This is a genomic window from Salinicola acroporae (assembly GCF_003206615.1).
GTDB classification, from domain to species: domain Bacteria; phylum Pseudomonadota; class Gammaproteobacteria; order Pseudomonadales; family Halomonadaceae; genus Salinicola; species Salinicola acroporae.
The window spans coordinates 116,921-135,752 of record NZ_PZJW01000003.1 but is presented as its reverse complement, the minus strand read 5'-3'; the positions used below and the strand labels follow the sequence as shown (position 1 = coordinate 135,752).

The following is an 18,832-nucleotide window of genomic DNA, read 5'->3' as shown; positions in this document are numbered from 1 at the left end:
GGAAGCCATGTTTCACTGGCTTCCCGGCTAGGTGACAGGGTGTTACTCGGCAGGTTTAGCGACGCCCGTTGGCATAGCGCGAGGCCATGACCGGAATCGTTCCCAGGTTCTGCCGTGCCCAGTTGGTTGCCTGAATGCGGTTGTGGACGTTGATCTTGCGGAAGAGGTTGTAGAGGTGCGACTTGACTGTATGCTCGCTCACGAACAGCTTTTCCGCGATCTCCGTATTGCTCGCTCCGGAAACCAGCAGCGTGACGATCTCCAGTTCCCTTCGTGTCAGACCGCACACGGGCCGGTAGGTGTTGACCTGTTGGCGGCGATAGAAGTCGATCAACATTGCCGAGAGTGGCCGGGAGATCCAGAGTTCTCCGCCGAGAAGCTTGATGATCCCCTTACAGATGAGCTCGAGACTGTCCTGACGATAGAAAACGCCGCGGAGGTGGATGCCGATCAGCAGCTCCATGACCTGCTTGTTGTCGCGGACATTGAAAGCCGACAGGATGATGGCATCGTTCTCCTCGGCTCTGGTGTTCCAGGCCAGCAGGTCTTTCTCTTGAACGTGATCTCCATCCAGTAGTACGAGTACCCTGCTGCCCTCGGGTACCGGGAAACGATCCTGGGGGCTGAGTGCCGAAACTCGGCAACCCGTTTTCTGATGTATGTAATCCAGAAATAGTACGGATTGAGAGTTACAATCCGTAACAAGAACGATATCGGTGTGTTCGGTGTTCATGGTCTGATCCCTTCGAAGGATTTTAATTAGTGTTTTACGCTTTTTCGCTGTGACCCTTGGCTGAGCAACCTACTGCGGCTCCGTGATTGTTGGAGCTCAATAGTGTTAATAAAACCCATGCGTTGTAAATATAGGGTATTGAGGTTTTCAAAAAGTGACATGGAGACGACAGCTAAGCGTTCCTTAATTTTTCTTTTTTTACATTTTGAATCAATCGCTTAGGTTTCATTTTTTCGTAGCCTTTTTAAAAACCAATGTTTCCTTTTCGAGAAAAAACACGCTAGCGCTCGCGAGGGTTCGGAAACTTCGACAGGAAAATTACTGAGGTTTCTCATCCCGATATGATGAGTGGTTGATGGCTTCCCGGCCCAGGTTTCCTATGCCTCGAATGCCACGCCCCGTAGAATGAACGTTTTGCCAGGAATCTACTCCATGAACCCGCCCACAGAAAATTTGGTCGTCGCCAGTGGCAATCCTGGAAAGCTGGTTGAATTTCAACAGCTTCTCAGTCCGTTGGGGCTGCAGGTCCAGCCGCAGTCGGACTTCGGCGTCGACGACGTCGAGGAGACCGGATTGACGTTCGTCGAAAATGCCATCCTCAAGGCGCGCGCCGCCGCCCGTGCCAGTGGTCTACCGGCGCTGGCCGACGACTCCGGTCTGGCGGTCGATGCCCTCGCGGGCGCGCCAGGTATCTACTCGGCGCGCTATGCCGGGGACTCCGGAAGTGGCGAGTCCAGGGACAGCGCCAACAACGCCAAGCTGCTGGAAGCGCTCAAGGAGATCCCCGAGGGGAAGCGAACGGCGCGATACTGGTGTGTGCTGGTCTACCTGCGTCATGCGGATGACCCGGTACCGCTGATCGTCCAGTGCGACTGGCCTGGCGATATCCTGGCTTACCCGCGTGGCGAGGGGGGATTCGGCTACGACCCGCTGTTCTGGGTTCCCGAACGGGGCATGAGCGTTGCCGAACTGAGCGCCGAGGAGAAGAATCGGCTGAGCCACCGGGGACGTGCGCTGCAGGCACTGTTGGCGCAACTCAGGGAATCGGAAAAGCAACGGGAATGATGGATCTACCACCGCTGGCGCTATACATCCACGTCCCTTGGTGCGTGCGCAAGTGCCCCTATTGCGACTTCAATTCGCACAGCGTGGGTCGAGGCGCCGAGTTGCCGGAACGTCGGTACGTCGATGCCTTGCTGGCCGATCTCGAACAGGATCTGGTGGCAGTGCAGGGTCGCGAGATCGTCAGCATCTTCATCGGTGGCGGGACGCCGAGCCTGTTCTCCCCCGCGGCCTACCAGCGTCTGTTCGACGGTCTGCGCCAGCGTCTCGTCTTTGCCCCGGACATCGAGATCACGCTGGAAGCCAATCCGGGGACGGTGGAGCAGGCGCGCTTCGAGGGGTATCGGCGCTCGGGGATCAATCGGCTCTCCATTGGCGTACAGAGTTTTGCCGCCGGTCAACTCGAAGCACTGGGACGTATCCACAGTGGCGAGGAAGCGAAGCGCGCGATGTCCAGCGCCCGGGAGGCGGGCTTCGACAACGTCAACCTCGATCTGATGCACGGTCTGCCGGGACAGACGCTGGCGACCGCGCTGGGCGACATCGAGCAGGCGTTGGCGCTGGAGCCGACACATCTGTCGTGGTACCAACTGACGCTGGAGCCCAACACCGAGTTCTTCTCCCATCCGCCGTCGCTTCCCGATGAGGATAGGCTCTGGGATATCCAGGATGCGGGGCATGATCTGCTCGAGTCGGCCGGCTTCTCGCGCTACGAGATTTCCGCCTACGCCCGACCCGGGCGACAAGCGCGTCACAATCTCAACTACTGGCGCTTCGGCGACTATCTGGGAATCGGCGCCGGGGCCCACGGCAAACTGTCCTCTATCGACCCGGCAGGGCAGTGGCGGATCGAGCGGCGCTGGAAGACTCGGCAGCCGGAAGCCTATCTGCGCCGAATGAACGACCCGCGGGGATTCGTGGCGGGAAGCCAGCACGTGGAGGGGCAGGCATTGCCCCTGGAATTCCTGATGAACGCTCTGCGCCTGACCGAAGGCGTCGATGCCGAGGATTGGGAAAACCATACCGGGCGACCGCTGTCTGAGCTAACGCCTCGCCTGGACGCGGCGCGACGCAAAGGTCTGCTGATGACTTCGCCATCACGTCTGCAAGCGACCCCGCAAGGCCTGTTATTCTTGAACGATCTGCTCGCACTGTTCGACGAGGAGGCGTAGCTCTCCCCGCCGGCCAAGGCCGGGCAGTGATGGATTCATCGTCACGCACCTCGTGACTGGGCGAGGCGTGACGGTCGGCAAGCAAGGAGCTCTCCAAGCATGAAGATGATGAAAAAGACGTTCTGGTTGTCCATTCCGGTTGCCGTGGCGGTCGGGGTGGCAGGCTGCGCCTCCAACGGTGCCGATACCCAGCAGCAGCAGCAGGGTGGCGGCAACTCCAATACCTGGGGCGGCGCCGGCATCGGTGCGGTGGCGGGTGCCGTCGTCGGGGCGCTCACCGGTGATGGCGGCAGCAGCACGCGGGACCGTGCATTGATCGGTGCGGCAGCGGGCGCGGCGATTGGCGGTGGCGTCGGCGCCTACATGGATTCCCAGGAGAAGGAACTGCGCAATCGCCTGGACGGCACGGGCATCGGCGTCGAGCGTAACGGCAACGACCTGATCCTCAACATGCCGAGCAGCGTGACGTTCGAAGTCGATTCCAGCGATCTGCAGACGCCGGCAAGACAGGCCCTCAACGATGTCAACGCGGTGCTACGCTCCTATCCGGAAACTCGCATCAACGTGGCCGGCTACACCGACAGCACCGGTTCGGAAAGCTACAACCAGAAGCTGTCCGAGCGCCGCGCACAGTCGGTGGCGACCTACCTCGAGCAGGGTGGTGTCGAAGCCGGCCGGATCAACGCGGTCGGCTATGGCGAAACACGCCCGGTCGCCAGCAACGATACCGATGCCGGGCGCGCCCAGAATCGTCGCGTCGAAATCACCCTGACGCCGACCCGGCAGTCCTGAGACGACCAGCCTTACCGGGACGGTCGACGTACCGATCTCGGATCCGGGCGTGGCCAAGAGCCGCGCCCTTTTTGATGGACAGACGCACATGCTTGCCTACCAGCACGCTTATCACGCCGGCAATTTTGCCGATGTTCACAAGCATCTCGGCCTGAGGCGACTCATCTCGGCGATGATGCGAAAATCCTCCGCCATCAGCTTCGTCGATACCCATGCCGGCCGCGGTCTCTATCCGTTGGCTGCAGCAGAAACGCAGAAGCTCGGCGAGTTTCGTGACGGTGTCGAGCGACTGTGGCAGAGGCGTCGCAGCTTTGCCGTCGAGTCGCCCGTCGGGGAGTGGCTGACCTCGTTGTCGACACTGCAGTCCGGGACCGAACTGAGTCGCTATCCCGGCTCTCCCTGGTGGCTGGGCTCGATGCTGCGCCCCCAGGACCGGCTGACGCTGTTCGAGCTGCACCCGGGCGAGCACCGGCACCTGTCGGATCAGACGGTATCGCCCCACGCCGGCGTGCAGCACCGACATGCGGATGGTCTCAAGGGGCTAGTGAAGCTGGTGCCGGTTTCCACGCCGCGGCTGTGCGTGCTGGTCGATCCCAGCTACGAGAGAAAAGATGAGTACGAAGAGGTCGCCGAGACGCTGATTCAGGTGGTGCGAAAGGTGCGGCATGCGGTGGTGTTGATCTGGTATCCGCTGCTGCCGGCCGGACGCCATCGACTGATGCTGGACACGCTGCGACAAGCCGGCATTCCCAAGCTGTGGCGCAGCGAATTGAAAATCCGTGAGCCGGCTGCCGAGCGTGGCATGTACGGCAGCGGGCTGCTGATGCTCAACCCGCCCTGGCAGCTCGACATCGAGCTCGACCAGGCTTTCACCACGCTGGCCTCGGTATTGGCCGATGACGCCAGGCACCAGGGCCAATGGTGGACCGAGGAAACGTGACGGCGCCGCCCGGCGCCGTCATCCTGCTGCTTTCGTAGCCCGTAGCCCGTAGCCCGTAGCCCGTAGCCCGTAGCCCGTAGCCCGTAGCCCGTAGCCCGTAGCCCCTGAGCCCGTCAGACCAGATCGCTGGTCGGATTGGCCGGGCTTTCGGTGCCTTCGGGTTCCTGGCCCTGAATGGCGGCGATGAATTCGTCGCCCCAGCGTCGGATATCGTTGTAGCTGACGATGTCGTTCAACTGGCGCAGGCGTGCCTCCGCTTCCGCGCGAGGCAGGTTGAGCCCCAGGTAGCAGGTCCGGGCCAGATCGTGAAGATCGTGGGGGTTGGTCAGGATCGCGCCCTTCAACTCCGCCGCTGCGCCGGCGAACTCCGACAGCACCAGCACGCCGCAGCCCTGGGTCATGCCTTGGGTGGCAGCGAACTCCTTGGCGACCAGATTGAGGCCGTCACGCAGCGGTGTTATCCACATCACGTCGGCCATCGCGTACCAGGCGACGACCTCCTCGAACGGGAACCCGCGGAAGTAGAATTGAACCGGCGTCCAGCCGACATCGGCGAAGCGGCCGTTGATATGACCGATGGTCTGCTCGATCTGGGTCTGCAGTTCGTTGTAGATGGTCATCTCGCGGGCGGCGGGCACGCAGATGCTGACCAGGGTGACCTTGCCGCGCAGCTCGGGATTCTCGTCGAGCAGGAGCTCGTAGGCCTGGAGCTTCTCGAGAATGCCCTTGGTGTAATCGAGTCGTTCGACCGACAGAATCAGTTTGACGCCTTCGAACTCCTGGCGCAGTTCGGCCATGCGCGAACTGGCGCCCTCCTGGTCGAGCGCGTTCCTGATCCGGTTGAGATCCAGTCCTACCGGGTGCGCGCCGAGCCTCACCACCCGTGAGCCGGTATCGACCGCCGTGGTCATGGTCTCGAGTCCCACCGCGCAGCCGTAGGTCAGGAATCGCGGCGCGCAGCCCTGGCGGGACAACGTGGTCAGCGGGACGACCCCGCGGGCGACATCGACGAAATTCTCGACCTGGCGCGGGATGTGGAAGGCGACATAGTCGCACTGCAGCAGGCTGCCGATGATCTCGCGGCGCCATGGCAGCACATTGAAGACATCCGCCGAAGGGAAATAGGTGTGATGGAAGAAGGCGATACGCAGATCGGGACGCATCTCGCGGAGATAGGCCGGCACCATCCACAGGTTGTAATCGTGAATCCAGATCAGCGCCCCCTCGGCGGCCTCTTCGGCGGTGCGTTCGGCGAAGGCGCGGTTCACCTCGCAGTAGACTTCCCAGTCGTCCTCGCGGAAGTGCGCACGCTCCCAGAAGGTGTGCAAGGTCGGCCAGAACGCCTCCTTGGAGAAGCGTTTGTAGAAAGTGTCGACCTGGACCTTGGTCAGCGGAACGCGGGCAGCCGTCAGCAGCGGATACTGCTTGGCATCGACGCTGGTGTGGGTGACGAATTCCTCTTCGTCCTCCTCCTCGTAGATCGACCACGCGATCCACGAACCGCGTTGGTCGGCGAAGAAACTCAGTAGCGTCGGGATGATGCCGTTGGGCGAGGTCGGACGGCGGCGCTGGATCTTGCCGTCGACCCGATACTCCTCGTAAGGCAGGCGGTGGTAGACCATCACCAGCTCGGCCTTGCCGGTCTGGGTTTCGTCGCGACGGTTCTCCGCCGCCACGCCATGGGCGCCGAGAAAGCCGAAGTGGGCAAACGCTTCGATGATGCCGGCACAGCCGGTGTTCTCGGCGTGCATCACCCGCGTCTGGTTCTGGGTCTGCTCGAGCAGTTTGGGTTCGGATCCGCCGACGCAGACGGATTTGAAACCGGCGGTGAGCATGGCGAGATCGTTCATGGTGTCGCCGGCCACCAGTACTTCTTCCTCGTCGATCTCGAGCCATTCGACCAGTTTCTGCAGGCTGCTGCCCTTGTTGACCCCTTTCGGCAGGAAATCGAGGTAGCGCTCGGCCGAGTAGAGCATCTCGCAGTCCAGTTCCCGGGCGAGGGCGACCAGGGCCTCGTCCGTGGCGCGCTCGGGCGGGCAGTAGTAGGAACAGCGTCGCAGCTGCGGTTCGTCCTGGCGCACCACGTCGGGAAAGCGTTGCATGGCGCTGGCGATCCGGGATTCGCCGGGCCAGCGGGAATCGATCTCGTTCTGCAGCGGCTGGATCGGCTGCAGGCTGTCACCCAGATAGAGGCTGGCGCCGACATCGGCGACGATATAGTCCGGCTGAGGCAGCGTTGGGTCGGACAGCAGCGGCAGGATCGCTTCCAGACTGCGGCCACTGATGTAGGCGAGCTTGATGTCCGGATGCGCGGCAATGGTCTGGTAAAGGCTCAGGCGGGCTTCGGAGTCGCCGCCCAGAAAGGTGCCGTCGAGATCGGTTGCAAGTAGCATGTTTTCCTCCTGTCCGGCCTCAGGGGGCCGGGACGATTTTCCCTGCGCGAGCGGTTCGCGCGTTCGTCGAGTGGCTGTGGCGTAGGGGCTGTTGCCGTTTGGCGCCGCCGTGCATGGCGACAGTCCCTGAATTCGGGGTCAGGCCTTGCTGGCCATCTCGACGATTCGCTGGCGTTCGTGCTCTTCGTAGAAACTGGGGTCGGCGAACAGATCCCTCTGCACGTCGTCGTACATCATCTCCAGGGCTTGGCTACTGGTGGGTGTCATGGGTTCGAAATGGGCCGTATCGCCGCTGACCAGCACCGATACACGACGTCGGCGGTAGATGGCGTAGCCAGCGAGCATCGCCAGGACGGCGGCAATGTAGAGCGGTAATCCCTGGTTGCCGACGTTATGCATGATCACTCCGGCCAGAATCGGGGCAACGGCACTGCCGGCACCTTGTACGACCAGCATATCAGCTGAACCGGCGACGATTTCATCGGGATGCAACTGATCGACCAGTTGGGCCACGGCAATCGGGTAGATCGAGAACGACAGACCGCCCCAGACGAAATATAGTCCGAGCAGCGTCATCTGGTTGGGGGCGAATGGCATGGCGACCGCTGCGATGGCAGCCAGAATCACGACGTAGGTCATGACCCGGGGGCGGTCGTGAGTATCGGAAAATCGACCGATGGGAATCTGCAGCAGCGCACCACCGAGAATGGCGCAACTCATCACCACGCCGACCCCGGCCACGTCGAAGCCGACGCCGCGCGCATACACTGGTGTCATCGTCCAGAAAGCGCCCATCGCCAGCCCGGACATCATCGAGGCGGCAACGGCCAGCGGTGCGAAGTTCAGCAGCGCCTTGAGGCTGCTTTTCGGGCGAGCGCTCATGACCGGCTGGCTGCGTTTGGTGATCGTGATCGGCAACAGCGCCCAACTGATCAGGATCGACGTCAGCGCGAACAGCAGGAAGCCGTCCGGGGTATCCAGGCGCAGGATCTGCTGGGCGATAGCCAGCGCCCCCAGGTTGACCACCATGTAAATCGCGAAGACCCGCCCCCGCTGGTGGCTGGAGGCCTGGCTGTTCAACCAGCTCTCGATCACCGTCATCAGGGTGATGAAGGAGAGGCCGTAGATCACCCTCAGACCCAGCCAGACCCAAGGGTTGATGAAGATCAGGTGAAGCAGCGCGGACGAGGCGCATAGGCCGGCACAGAACGCGAAGGTCCGGATGTGGCCCATGCGTTTGATAAGCCGGCCGCTGATCCAGGTACCGCCAATGAAGCCGATGAAGTAACCGGACATGATGATGCCGATCAGGCTGGTCGAGAATCCCTCATCGGCGCCACGCAGTGTCAACAGGGTGTTGATCAGGCCATTGCCGAGCAGCAGTAGCGCCACACTTCCCAGCAACGCCCGAATGGGTCGCAGTAACGACCACATAGCCTTCTCCTTGCCATCGCTCGAATCAATCCATGCAGTAAGCGTGCCGAAGGGGCTGGCGATCGCAAAAACCGCCTTTATTATAAGATGATATTATCGATTTTTAGCCATAACCATAACCGATGTTATTCGATGCCGTGCACTCGCAGGGTGCATATCGGCTGACCCGATTCAGCTTAGCAGCCGTGAGCGAAACCGCCGTATTGGGTCAGGGAACGCGTCGCAACCAGGCCTCGCTCGAGAACTTGTCGTTGGCCAGGGCATGTGCCTGCTCCAGCTCGTCTTCGGTGAGGGAGGCTGGCATCAGGGTAAAGCGTGCGGCGAACGAGTCGACCATGCGCTGGATGATCGTCTCGCGCTCGAGCCCGGTCTGGCGCCTGAGGGGATCGACGCGCTTGCCGGCACTGGCGGTGCCCTTGTCGGAGAGCTTCTCGCGCCCGATCCGCAGCACGCGGGTCAGTTTGTCGGCGTCGATGTCGTAGGCCATGGTGACATGATGGAGAACGGCGCCATTGATGCGCTTCTGCGCGGCGCCGGCGATCTTGCCGCCCGGCGAAGTGATGTCGTTGATCGGCACGTACCAGGCCTTGATGCCCATGTCGCCCAGTGCCTGGATCACCCAGTCGTCGAGAAAGGCGTAGCTTTCAACGAAGGTAAGCCCTTGGACGAGGGTCTCCGGCACGATCAGCGACCAGGTGATGGTGTTGCCCGGCTCGACGAACATGGCGCCGCCGCCGCTGATGCGCCTGACCACTTCGATGCCCTCGGCAGCCGCCGCATCGCTGTCGACCTCGTTGGTCAGCGACTGGAACACGCCGATGATGATGGCGGCGCGATCCCACTCCCACACCCTCAGCGTCGGGCCGCGGCGACCTTCGGCCACTTCGAGGGTCAGCACTTCGTCCAGCGCCATGTGCAGCAAGGGTGGCTCCGGCGCGCGGTGAATCAGGCCGAACCGGTGGTCGCGCCAATCCGAGGTCCGGGAGAGCGCGCGTCGTATCACGGTGGCGATGGCCGGCACGGACAGCCCGACCATTTCGGTCTGCGATGGCAGCGCGGATTGAATCGTCGCGATCAGGGTGTTGGTAGCGGCATCGACCGATTCGCCCTCGAGGGCGCGGTCGATCGCTTCCAGCGCATCGTCGGGCTCGAGGAAGAAATCCCCGGACAGCTGCACCGAGGCCAGTCGCCCGTCGCGGACCGTGACATCCGCCACCAGCAGTTTCCCGCCTGGTACCTTGTATTCGCCGTGGTAAACCCCTGCGTCACCGTTGACCGCTTCCGACATCGTCTCGCCTCGCCCTGAACGCTTGCATTGCCGCCAGTATAGCGCTGGCTGGTGCGGAATCGTGTCGCTCAGAGATAGAGAGTTCCCTCGCCGACGATGACGGCTTCGCCTTCGATATGAATGAGATCTCCGTGGGTCCCATGCTCGACCTGGCCGTAGATATGGCTGGGGCGCTCCATCTCGACGCCCTGTATCAGATGCCAATCCAGCGTTCGATCGAAGGACGCTTGGCGGGAGAGATAACCGATCAAAGGCGCCGCTGCGCTACCCGTTGCGGGATCTTCGGGAATCCCCATCGCAGGTGCGAACATGCGTGTGCGCAACTGCTGCGCCGATTGGCGAACATAAAGATAGAGGTCGCGATCAGCGGGATTCGGGAACACGCTTTGAAGCCTGGCAACATTGACCTGGGCCTGTCGGAGACTGTCGAGGTCGGTTATCTCGATCAGATTGAAGCGTATACCGCAGGACGCGGCCACGGGTGGTGAGGCAATGGCAATCGTCGGCAGACCAAGTGATTCTGCTGCCATCTCGATCGTGAGAGGACACGGGCTGATCTCGAGCGGCATCGCCGTGGTCAGGCGCGCACGTTTGCCCATGAAGCGGATCGGCACATCACCAACGCCTTCCCTCAACAGCAGGGGACGTTCACCATCGTGCCAACCCAGCGCTTTCAGCAAGCAAGCGGTACCCACGGTGGGGTGCCCTGCAAAAGGAATTTCTCCCACGGGCGTGAATATCCGAATGCTGACGTTATCGATCTGCCGGCGATCGGTAATGAACACGGTTTCCGAAAGATTAAGCTCCTTGGCGATGCGCTTCATGGCATCGCCATCCAGGTCGGCTGCATCGGGGAATACCGCCAGCGGGTTGCCCGCGAAAGGGGTATCGGTGAAGACATCCAGCAGAATGTAGCGATAGGGCTCGCGTTTCCCGACCGGTATCTGAGTTTGTAACGTTTGGGTCATGCCTTCTCCTTGTCGTGGATGGACCTCTTCTCGGGGTTGGGGACTAGCGCCAGAACGGCTGATGGATCTCGTGTCGTGCCTGGGCCGGCGTGAGCCCGATATCCGCTAGCTGTCGCGCATCCAATTGTGCCAACTGCTGGCGGGTACGCCAGCGCACCCAGGGCCCGGGCCGGTAGATGCGTCGGGTGTCCTGGATGCCGGACTTCTGAGTTGTGCTCGACGCGGCTCTCCAGCGGGAAAAAGCCGGAAACAGAGGAGAAAACAGGGCAAGGCGCATGGGACGACTCCCGGTATCTGAACGATGGATCCAGACTACGGCGAGAAGATGGCTCCATACAGATCCAGAAAAATGCTATATCGAGGATACAGAAACCCGATGAGGCCATCTGTATGCCCGACTTCGACAGCATCTGTATCGTGAAGTGACGGCAGCGAGCATACACAATGAGGCCATAGTCTCCGGAGGTCCCATGCACCGCTACGAACGACTGGCCGATCATCTGCGCGAGCGCATCCAGAAGGGCTATTACCGGCCCGCCGACCGGTTGCCCTCGGTGCGCGCCCTGGCACAGGCACATGGGGTCAGCCTCTCCACCGTGCAGCACGCCTACCATCAACTGGAAGATGCACAACTGATCGAGGCGCGGCCCAAGTCAGGTTATTTCGTCTCGCCTCAGCGGGAGCGGCCGCTGCCGCCACCGGCTGGACGAACGGCGCAGCGGCCAGTGGAAGTCTCGCAGTGGGAACAGGTGCGCGAGGGCACCTGCGTACTGCCGGACGCCAGCATGGACAACCTGGGCCGAGGGATGCCGGACATCGATGCGCCGACGCTCAAGCCGCTGCTCCGGGCGCTGTCCCGTGTCATTCGGCGTCAGGACCTGATCGGGCTCAACTACGATACCCTGCACGGGCGCCCCGAATTGCGCGAGCAGATCGCGCGCCTCGCGGTCGGTCACGGCTGCCGGCTGCACCCGGACGACATCGTGGTCACCACCGGCTGCCACGAGGCGATCTCGATCGCCATGCGCGCGGTGTGCGAACCCGGCGGTATCATCGCGGTGGATTCGCCGAGCTTCTATGGCGCCCTGCAGTCGATTCGCGCCTACGGCATGAAGGCGATGGAGATCCCCACCGACCCCGAAACCGGGATCAGCCTCGAAGCGCTGGAGCTGGCCCTGGAGCAGTGGCCGATTCGTGCCATCCAGGTGACGCCGACCTGCAACAACCCGCTCGGTTATACGCTGTCGCTCGAGCGCAAGCGGGCGCTCTACGCCCTGGCGCAGCGCTTCGACGTGGCGATCATCGAAGACGATGTCTATGGCGACCTCAGCTACGCCTTTCCACGCCCGGCGACGATCAAGTCCTTCGACGAGGATGGGCGGGTGCTGTTGTGCAGTTCGTTCTCCAAGACCCTGGCCCCGGGGCTGCGCCTCGGCTGGATCGTGCCGGGCCGCTATCACGAGCGGGCGCTGCACATGAAGTACGTCGGTACCGGCGCCACCGCCACCCACGGGCAGATGGCGGTGGCCGAGTTCATCCGCGAGGGGCACCACGATCCCCACCTGCGCCGGATGCGGGCCCAGTATCAGCGCAATCGCAATCTGATGCTGGACCTGATCGCCGACGCCTTTCCGGCCTCGACCCGGGTCAGCTATCCGGCCGGAGGCTTCATGCTATGGCTGCAGTGCGAGGGAGGTATCGACACCGTCGCGCTCAACGAGCGGCTGATGGCGGAGGACATTCGTATCGCCCCCGGCGTGATGTTCTCCGCCACCGGCAAGTATCGCCACTGCCTGCGCCTCAACCACGCCGTGTTCGATACCGCGACCGCCCGGGCGGTCGCGCGGGTAGGTGAGATGGTGGGCCAGCAGGCGAGCGAGGGGTGCCGGCCCAGGCGTCTGGCCTGAGACATCTGGACCGGCTGCTGGCGACACGCCCAGTAAGCATATACGGCTCACTTGCTGTTCTACTTGCCGATGCAGAAGCTGCCGAAGATCTCGCCGAGCAGATCGTCGGCGGTGAATTCGCCGGTGATCTCGTTGAGCGACTGCTGGGCGTCGCGCAGGTCCTCGGCGAGCAGTTCGCCGGCAGCCGCACCCTCGAGCTGGGCCGTGCCGCTGGACAATGCCTGGGCCGCCCGGTCGAGCGCATCGAGATGGCGGCGGCGGGCGGAGAAGCGGCCTTCGGTGGTGGCATCGAAGCCCATCACCGCCTTGAGATGGGCTTTCAGGTTATCCACACCGGCGCCGGTCTCCGCCGATATCCGGATCACCGGAGGCGTTGTGGACAGGTCGAAGTCGCTACCCTCGCCGCTCTGGTCGATCTTGTTGCGCACCAGGGTCAACCGGCTGGGGTCGGGCAGGCGCGCGACGAACTCCGGCCAGATTCTCGTGGGGTCGAGCGATGCCGTCTCGCGTCCATCGACCAGCAGCAGCACCCGATCCGCCTTCTCGATCTCCGCCCAGGCGCGCTGGACGCCGATCCTTTCCACGGCATCCGGCGTGTCGCGCAGGCCGGCAGTATCGATCACGTGCAGTGGCATGCCGTCGAGATGAATATGCTCGCGCAGCACGTCGCGGGTGGTGCCCTCGATCTCGGTGACGATGGCGCTGTCGCGCTCGGTCAGCCGGTTGAGCAGGCTCGACTTGCCGGCGTTGGGGCGCCCCGCGATCACCACGTTCATGCCCTCGCGCATCAGTGCACCCTGGTTGGCGGCGGCTCGGACGGTTTCCAGCGTCTGGCGCAGCGTCGCCAGCCTGGCGGCGACCACGCCGTCGGCGAGGAAATCGATCTCCTCCTCGGGGAAGTCGATGGCCGCCTCGACGTAGAGACGCAGTTGAATCAACTCGCTGACCAACTGCGAGACGCGCTGCGAGAATTCGCCCTGTAGCGAACGCAGGGCATTTTCAGCTGCGGCCCGTGAGCTGGCGTCGATCAGGTCGGCGATCGCCTCGGCCTGGGCCAGGTCGAGCTTGTCGTTGAGGAAGGCGCGCTCAGAGAATTCGCCCGGCCGGGCCAGCCGTGCGCCCAGTTGCACGCAGCGCTCCAGCAGCATGTCCATCAGTACCGGGCCGCCGTGGCCCTGAAGCTCCAGCACGTCCTCGCCGGTGAAGGAGTGGGGGCCGGGGAAGTAGAGGGCGATGCCCTCGTCGATGACGCTATCCTCGCCGTGGAACGGCCCGTAGTGAGCGTAACGCGGCGTCGGATGATGCCCGAGAATGCGCTCCGCCAGGGTCTTTGCCGACGGCCCCGAAACGCGGACGATGCCGACGCCGCCGCGCCCGGGCGGCGTGGCCAGGGCCGCGATGGTGTCCTGGCGGTAGAGCGGCGCGTGGGAAGAGGGGGACGGCGCGTTCATGAGCTTCTCCGAGAATCGATATCGTGGCCGGCTTGGCGGGCATTGTCCGGGGGCGCTCCGTGGAATGCCAGTGTGGAAAAGCCAGAGCCTGAAACGCCAGACCCCCGCCGGGGCGGGGGTCTGGAGGTGCGGGGGAGATCCGTGTCAGCCCTTGGCTTTCACGGCCTTGCCGTTGCCGGCATCCTCCTTGAGCACCTTGTTGGTGATGAACCACTGCTGCAGGATCGAAATCGAGTTGTTGACGATCCAGTAGATCACCAGGCCGGCCGGGAACCACAGGAAGAAGAAGGTGAAGACCACCGGCAGCATCTTCATGATCTTCGCCTGCATCGGGTCCGGCGGGGTCGGGTTCAGGAACTGCTGCAGCAGCATGGTGGCGCCCATGATGATCGGCAGGATGAAGTAGGGGTCCTTGGCCGAGAGATCGTTGATCCACAGCATGAACGGCGCATGGCGCAGCTCCACCGACTCCATCAGCATCCAGTAGAGCGCGATGAACACCGGCATCTGGATCACCATCGGCAGGCAGCCTCCCAGAGGATTGATCTTCTCCTTCTGGTAGAACTTCATCATCTCCTGCGACATCTTCTGGCGATCGTCGCCGTACTGCTCCTTGAGCCGTTTCATCTCCGGGCCCATCTTGCGCATCCGGGCCATCGACTTGTAGGCCTTGGCCGCCAGCGGGAACAGCACGATCTTGACGCAGACGGTCAGCAGGACGATGGACCAGCCCCAGTTGCCGATCAGGCCATGGATCTTCTCCAGCAGCCAGAACAGCGGGTTGGCCAGGAACCACAACCAGCCGAAATCGACGGTCAGCTCCAGGTTCGGTGCCACGGCCTCGAGACGATCCTGAACCTTCGGGCCCACGAACAGGGTGGCCGCGAGCGTCGCCTGCTGGCCCGGCTCGAGGGTCTGGTTGGGTCCGGCGAAGGCGGCGACGGTCCGGTCGCGATTGTCGACGCTGCCGTAATAAAGGTTCTGCTGGTCCGGATTGGGCACCCAGGCCGAGGTGAAGTAGTGCTGGATCATCGCGACCCAGCCACCCTTCACGTCGCGGTTCTGGAAGTTGCCCTTGCGGATGTCGTCGAAGTCGACCTTGCTGTACTTCTCGTCCGGCGAGGAGAACGCGGCGCCCAGGAACGAGTGCATGCCGACACCCTGGCCATTGGTCGGGTCGGCGCTCTGATCGCGGGCGAGCTGGCCGATGAAGCGGGCGGTGACCGGCTGCTGGCTCTCGTTGTCGATCAGGTATTCGACCTTGATCGCGTAGCTGTCGCGGTCGATCACGAAGCGCTTGATGATATCGACGCCGTTGACACTGCCATGCAGGTCGACGTTGATCGAGTCTTCACCCTGGCTGAGCTGGTAGCTGTTCTGGTCGGCGGTGAACGGGATCCGACCGGAGTGGCCCTCGATCTGCAGCCCCGACTTGGCCACGTAGCTGCGCACGTTGTTGTCGCTGAGCAGAACGAAGGGGGTGTCGGAGTCGAGCGCCTGATCATGACCGAACAGCGCGGCGTAGACGATATCGCCGCCGTTGGGATTGATACGCAGGTCCAGCACGTCGCTCTGGACCTGGATCAGGTTGCTGCCTTTGGCCGGATCGGCGTCGGCAGGCATGTCGTCCTGAATCGGCTTGGCTTTGCCGTTGCTACCCGTCGGTGCGGACAGGGCGCTGCTCTCGCCGTCATTGCCGTTACCCGATGAAGCCGCCATCTCCGGCGCCGGGTTGTTCACGACGTGCTGACCGTAGTCCTGATTCCACTGCATGATCAGCAGGTAGGCCAGCACGGCCAACGGAATCACGAAAAGGAGTCGTTTCAAATCCATATAGGGGTCTGCCCGGTAAGGGAATGGGTCGGTGGGCGCCGGGCATCGGCGATCGACCGGCGAGGTTCGCCGGTGCTCCCCGGCCTTCGGCGCGGGGATGTCCGATCAGGAAGACGAAACGTCTTGACGCATCTGGCGAGCGGACTTCTCCAGCCGTCGCCACATGCCATTGAGCTGGCGGGCGACGCTGGCGTTGTCCAGCTCATGTACCCCTCGTCGCGCGAGTATGACGATATCCACTGCCGGTAAACGATGCTGTTGATGGCGAATGGATTCGCGCACGAGGCGCTTGAGGCGATTGCGGTCGACGGCACGGCGCACGTTCTTCTTGCTGAAGATCAACCCGATCCGTGGATGGCCAAGCGCGTTGGGTCGGGCCAACGCCAGCAATCCTTTACCATGGACCTTGTAGGGAGCGTGGTCGAAGACGTGCTTGTAGTCCCCGGCATTCAGCAATCGCAGTTGCCGGGGAAAACGCTGATCGGACACCCGGCGTCCGATCAGGCGCTCAGGCGTTTACGGCCTTTGGCACGGCGACGGGCAATGACCTGGCGACCGTTCTTGGTGGCCATGCGGGCGCGAAAACCGTGGACGCGCTTACGCTTCAGAACGCTGGGCTGGAAGGTGCGTTTCATAGTTGCTGATTCCCAATTAGTTGATTTCTAAAGAAAACTGGTTGAAGCGGGACGCCCGACGCATTCGCGGGAAGCGGGCTCACTCGACTCAAGAGCGGGAATTCTAGTGAATCCGCGGTTCGGGTGCAATTTTTCCGTGAATTATCCACACCCCGTTGTGAGTGAATCACCAGCCGTCATGCCTTGGACGGAAGACCGATGACGTGGGCGGCCATCGACGATTGTGGTGGCGATGCCGGCAACCGGATGGAGATGCGAGATCGCAGTTCCGCGAGAGTGTCAATCACACCATGTGGTTAACGACGGGGATAACCTTTGTGGATAACCCATAAAATTCATTTTGTATCATGAAGTTGTTAGGTTTTTTGGGTTGTGGGGAAGTTGCGCATGAGCCGTGCATAGGGTGAGGATCGCCAACTGGCGACAAGACCGCCCACACCGTCTTGTCCACGCGGATTGCCCTGGACATCCACAGCATTGCCAGCGATGAGCGTCGACTTATCCACAGTCGTTGGAAAATCGACTTCGTGTGGATAACCTGGCAGGCCGACGCTACAATGTGCGGCCGTTTTTTCCATTCTCTCTCAACGTTCGGTGAGGTCGTGTGTCTGTCGCTCTCTGGCAACAATGTCTGAACTCGCTGCAGGATGAGTTGAGCTCTCAGCAATTCAATACCTGGATTCGTCCTCTGCAGGCGGAGGACGGCGAAGTGGACGAACTCTGTCTGTTGGCCCCCAATCGATTCGTCCGTGACTGGGTCAGCGACAAGTACCTGAAGCGGATCAACGAACTGTTGCGCGAGGTTGCCTCCAGCAGCAAGCCTCCCAAGGTCCATCTGACGGTGGGTAGCCGACGGGCCGCGGCGGTGTCGCCGCGGGATCTTGGTGCGCCGGTTTCCGCCCCGAGTCGTCAGCCTCAGCGATCCGCGGCCCCGGGGATACAGACGAGCCCGCGCTCCAACGAGGCGGCCGAGGAGAAGCAGCTCGATCGAGCCCGTGAACGCGAGGAGAGTGGACGGCGGGGCAGCGAGCGCCAGGTCCAGGTCGAGGGCAGCCTCAAGCACGGCAGCGGACTCAACCCCAATTTCACCTTCGAAACCTTCGTCGAGGGCAAGTCGAACCAACTGGCGCGGGCCGCTTCGCGTCAGGTATCCGAGAACCCAGGCGGGGCCTACAATCCGCTGTTTCTCTACGGTGGCGTGGGTCTGGGCAAGACCCACCTGATGCATGCGGTGGGCAACCATCTCGCGGGTCTCAGAGACAACGCCAAGGTGGTCTATCTTCACTCCGAGCGTTTCGTCGCCGACATGGTCAAGGCGCTGCAGCTCAACGCGATCAACGATTTCAAGCGCTTCTATCGCAGCGTCGATGCGCTGCTGATCGACGATATCCAGTTCTTTGCCGGCAAGGAGCGCTCCCAGGAGGAGTTTTTCCACACGTTCAACGCCTTGCTGGAAGGCGGGCAGCAGATGATCCTGACCTCTGATCGCTATCCCAAGGAGATCAGCGGCGTCGAGGAGCGCCTGAAGTCGCGTTTCGGCTGGGGGTTGACGGTCGCGATCGAGCCGCCGGAACTCGAAACCCGGGTGGCGATCCTGATGAAGAAGGCGGATCAGGCCGAGGTCGATCTGCCCCACGATGCGGCGTTCTTCATTGCCCAGAAGATCCGCTCCAACGTGCGCGAGCTGGAGGGGGCGCTCAAGAAGGTGATTGCCGACTCCCACTTCATGGGCAAGCCGATCACCCAGGATTTCATCCGCGAATCGCTCAAGGACTTGCTGGCGCTGCAGGACAAGCAGGTCGGCATCGAGAACATCCAGCGCACGGTGGCGGAATATTACAAGATCAAGCTGGCCGACCTGCTCTCCAAACGTCGCTCGCGTTCGGTGGCGCGGCCGCGCCAGGTGGCGATGGCGCTGGCCAAGGAACTGACCAACCACAGTTTGCCCGAGATCGGTGACGCCTTCGGCGGCCGCGACCACACGACGGTGCTGCACGCCTGTCGCAAGGTGGTGGCGCTGAAGGAGGAGAGCGCGGACATCCGCGAGGACTACAAGAATCTGATGCGACTGCTGACCAGTTGAGTCGGCGTGTAACGAATTCCCTGGCCTCGGGGATTGCTAGCGACGACCGGCACGGCAAGAATGAGACGGCGCGGCCCGACGGTTTCCTCGTCCGTCCCATGATGCAAAGCGATCCACCGGTTACCGGATTCAACTTCAGGC

At 62.4% G+C, this 18,832-nt stretch carries 16 protein-coding genes; 6 read left to right on the top strand and 10 right to left on the bottom strand.

Features of this window, described 5'->3' with window-relative positions; translation table 11 throughout:
* Positions 1–55 precede the first annotated feature (55 nt).
* Positions 56–733, bottom strand: a complete 678-nt coding sequence (locus DOM54_RS04710; RefSeq protein WP_110715238.1) for a LuxR C-terminal-related transcriptional regulator — start codon at positions 731–733, stop codon at positions 56–58.
* Positions 734–1,165: 432 nt separating this feature from the next.
* Between DOM54_RS04710 and rdgB the strand changes: the two genes are divergently transcribed.
* The 4 genes from rdgB to DOM54_RS04690 all read left to right on the top strand — a co-directional run bounded on the left by rdgB (position 1,166) and on the right by DOM54_RS04690 (position 4,699).
* A complete protein-coding gene (rdgB, locus tag DOM54_RS04705) occupies positions 1,166–1,798 on the top strand; it encodes an RdgB/HAM1 family non-canonical purine NTP pyrophosphatase (RefSeq protein ID WP_110715237.1) in 633 nt (210 codons plus the stop codon).
* On the top strand, positions 1,795–2,967 hold the full coding sequence (gene hemW, locus DOM54_RS04700; protein WP_110715236.1) for a radical SAM family heme chaperone HemW: 1,173 nt from the start codon (positions 1,795–1,797) through the stop codon (positions 2,965–2,967). Before rdgB ends, hemW begins: the two co-directional genes overlap by 4 nt.
* 108 nt (positions 2,968–3,075) lie before the next feature.
* Positions 3,076–3,759: a YiaD family glycine zipper/OmpA-like lipoprotein gene (locus DOM54_RS20515; protein WP_110715377.1), complete on the top strand. Its 684-nt coding sequence runs from the start codon at positions 3,076–3,078 to the stop codon at positions 3,757–3,759.
* An 88-nt stretch (positions 3,760–3,847) separates the two neighbouring features.
* Positions 3,848–4,699: a 23S rRNA (adenine(2030)-N(6))-methyltransferase RlmJ gene (locus DOM54_RS04690; RefSeq protein ID WP_110715235.1), complete on the top strand. Its 852-nt coding sequence runs from the start codon at positions 3,848–3,850 to the stop codon at positions 4,697–4,699.
* A 113-nt stretch (positions 4,700–4,812) separates the two neighbouring features.
* Here DOM54_RS04690 and ggpS read toward each other — a convergent pair whose 3' ends face one another.
* The 5 genes from ggpS to DOM54_RS04665 all read right to left on the bottom strand — a co-directional run bounded on the left by ggpS (position 4,813) and on the right by DOM54_RS04665 (position 11,059).
* Complete coding sequence (gene ggpS, locus DOM54_RS04685) at positions 4,813–7,092, bottom strand: glucosylglycerol-phosphate synthase (protein WP_110715234.1); 2,280 nt, start codon at positions 7,090–7,092, stop codon at positions 4,813–4,815.
* Positions 7,093–7,230: 138 nt separating this feature from the next.
* A complete protein-coding gene (locus tag DOM54_RS04680; protein ID WP_110715233.1) occupies positions 7,231–8,526 on the bottom strand; it encodes an MFS transporter in 1,296 nt (431 codons plus the stop codon).
* Between the two features lie 208 nt (positions 8,527–8,734).
* On the bottom strand, positions 8,735–9,814 hold the full coding sequence (locus DOM54_RS04675; RefSeq protein WP_110715232.1) for a lipoate-protein ligase LplAB: 1,080 nt from the start codon (positions 9,812–9,814) through the stop codon (positions 8,735–8,737).
* 68 nt (positions 9,815–9,882) lie between these two features.
* The gene (locus DOM54_RS04670) at positions 9,883–10,782 is read right to left on the bottom strand and encodes a PhzF family phenazine biosynthesis protein (protein ID WP_110715231.1); all 900 of its coding nucleotides are present in this window, start codon (positions 10,780–10,782) and stop codon (positions 9,883–9,885) included.
* 43 nt (positions 10,783–10,825) lie between these two features.
* Positions 10,826–11,059: a DUF1127 domain-containing protein gene (locus DOM54_RS04665; RefSeq protein ID WP_110715230.1), complete on the bottom strand. Its 234-nt coding sequence runs from the start codon at positions 11,057–11,059 to the stop codon at positions 10,826–10,828.
* A gap of 193 nt (positions 11,060–11,252) precedes the next feature.
* Here DOM54_RS04665 and DOM54_RS04660 point away from each other — a divergent pair, with 193 nt between their 5' ends.
* Positions 11,253–12,689, top strand: coding sequence for an aminotransferase-like domain-containing protein (locus DOM54_RS04660; protein WP_110715229.1), 1,437 nt, complete (start codon positions 11,253–11,255; stop codon positions 12,687–12,689).
* A 59-nt stretch (positions 12,690–12,748) separates the two neighbouring features.
* On the opposite strand, the gene mnmE is transcribed toward DOM54_RS04660, so the two are convergent.
* The 4 genes from mnmE to rpmH all read right to left on the bottom strand — a co-directional run bounded on the left by mnmE (position 12,749) and on the right by rpmH (position 16,608).
* On the bottom strand, positions 12,749–14,140 hold the full coding sequence (gene mnmE, locus DOM54_RS04655) for a tRNA uridine-5-carboxymethylaminomethyl(34) synthesis GTPase MnmE (RefSeq protein WP_110715228.1): 1,392 nt from the start codon (positions 14,138–14,140) through the stop codon (positions 12,749–12,751).
* A 144-nt stretch (positions 14,141–14,284) separates the two neighbouring features.
* Positions 14,285–15,973 carry a membrane protein insertase YidC gene (gene yidC / locus DOM54_RS04650; RefSeq protein WP_110715227.1) on the bottom strand — a complete coding sequence of 563 codons (1,689 nt, stop codon included), beginning with the start codon at positions 15,971–15,973 and terminating at the stop codon, positions 14,285–14,287.
* A gap of 105 nt (positions 15,974–16,078) precedes the next feature.
* Positions 16,079–16,462: a ribonuclease P protein component gene (rnpA, locus tag DOM54_RS04645; protein ID WP_110601631.1), complete on the bottom strand. Its 384-nt coding sequence runs from the start codon at positions 16,460–16,462 to the stop codon at positions 16,079–16,081.
* 11 nt (positions 16,463–16,473) lie between these two features.
* Positions 16,474–16,608 carry a 50S ribosomal protein L34 gene (gene rpmH, locus DOM54_RS04640; RefSeq protein ID WP_019019264.1) on the bottom strand — a complete coding sequence of 45 codons (135 nt, stop codon included), beginning with the start codon at positions 16,606–16,608 and terminating at the stop codon, positions 16,474–16,476.
* 604 nt (positions 16,609–17,212) lie between these two features.
* Here rpmH and dnaA point away from each other — a divergent pair.
* The gene (dnaA, locus tag DOM54_RS04635; RefSeq protein WP_110715226.1) at positions 17,213–18,691 is read left to right on the top strand and encodes a chromosomal replication initiator protein DnaA; all 1,479 of its coding nucleotides are present in this window, start codon (positions 17,213–17,215) and stop codon (positions 18,689–18,691) included.
* Positions 18,692–18,832 lie beyond the last annotated feature (141 nt).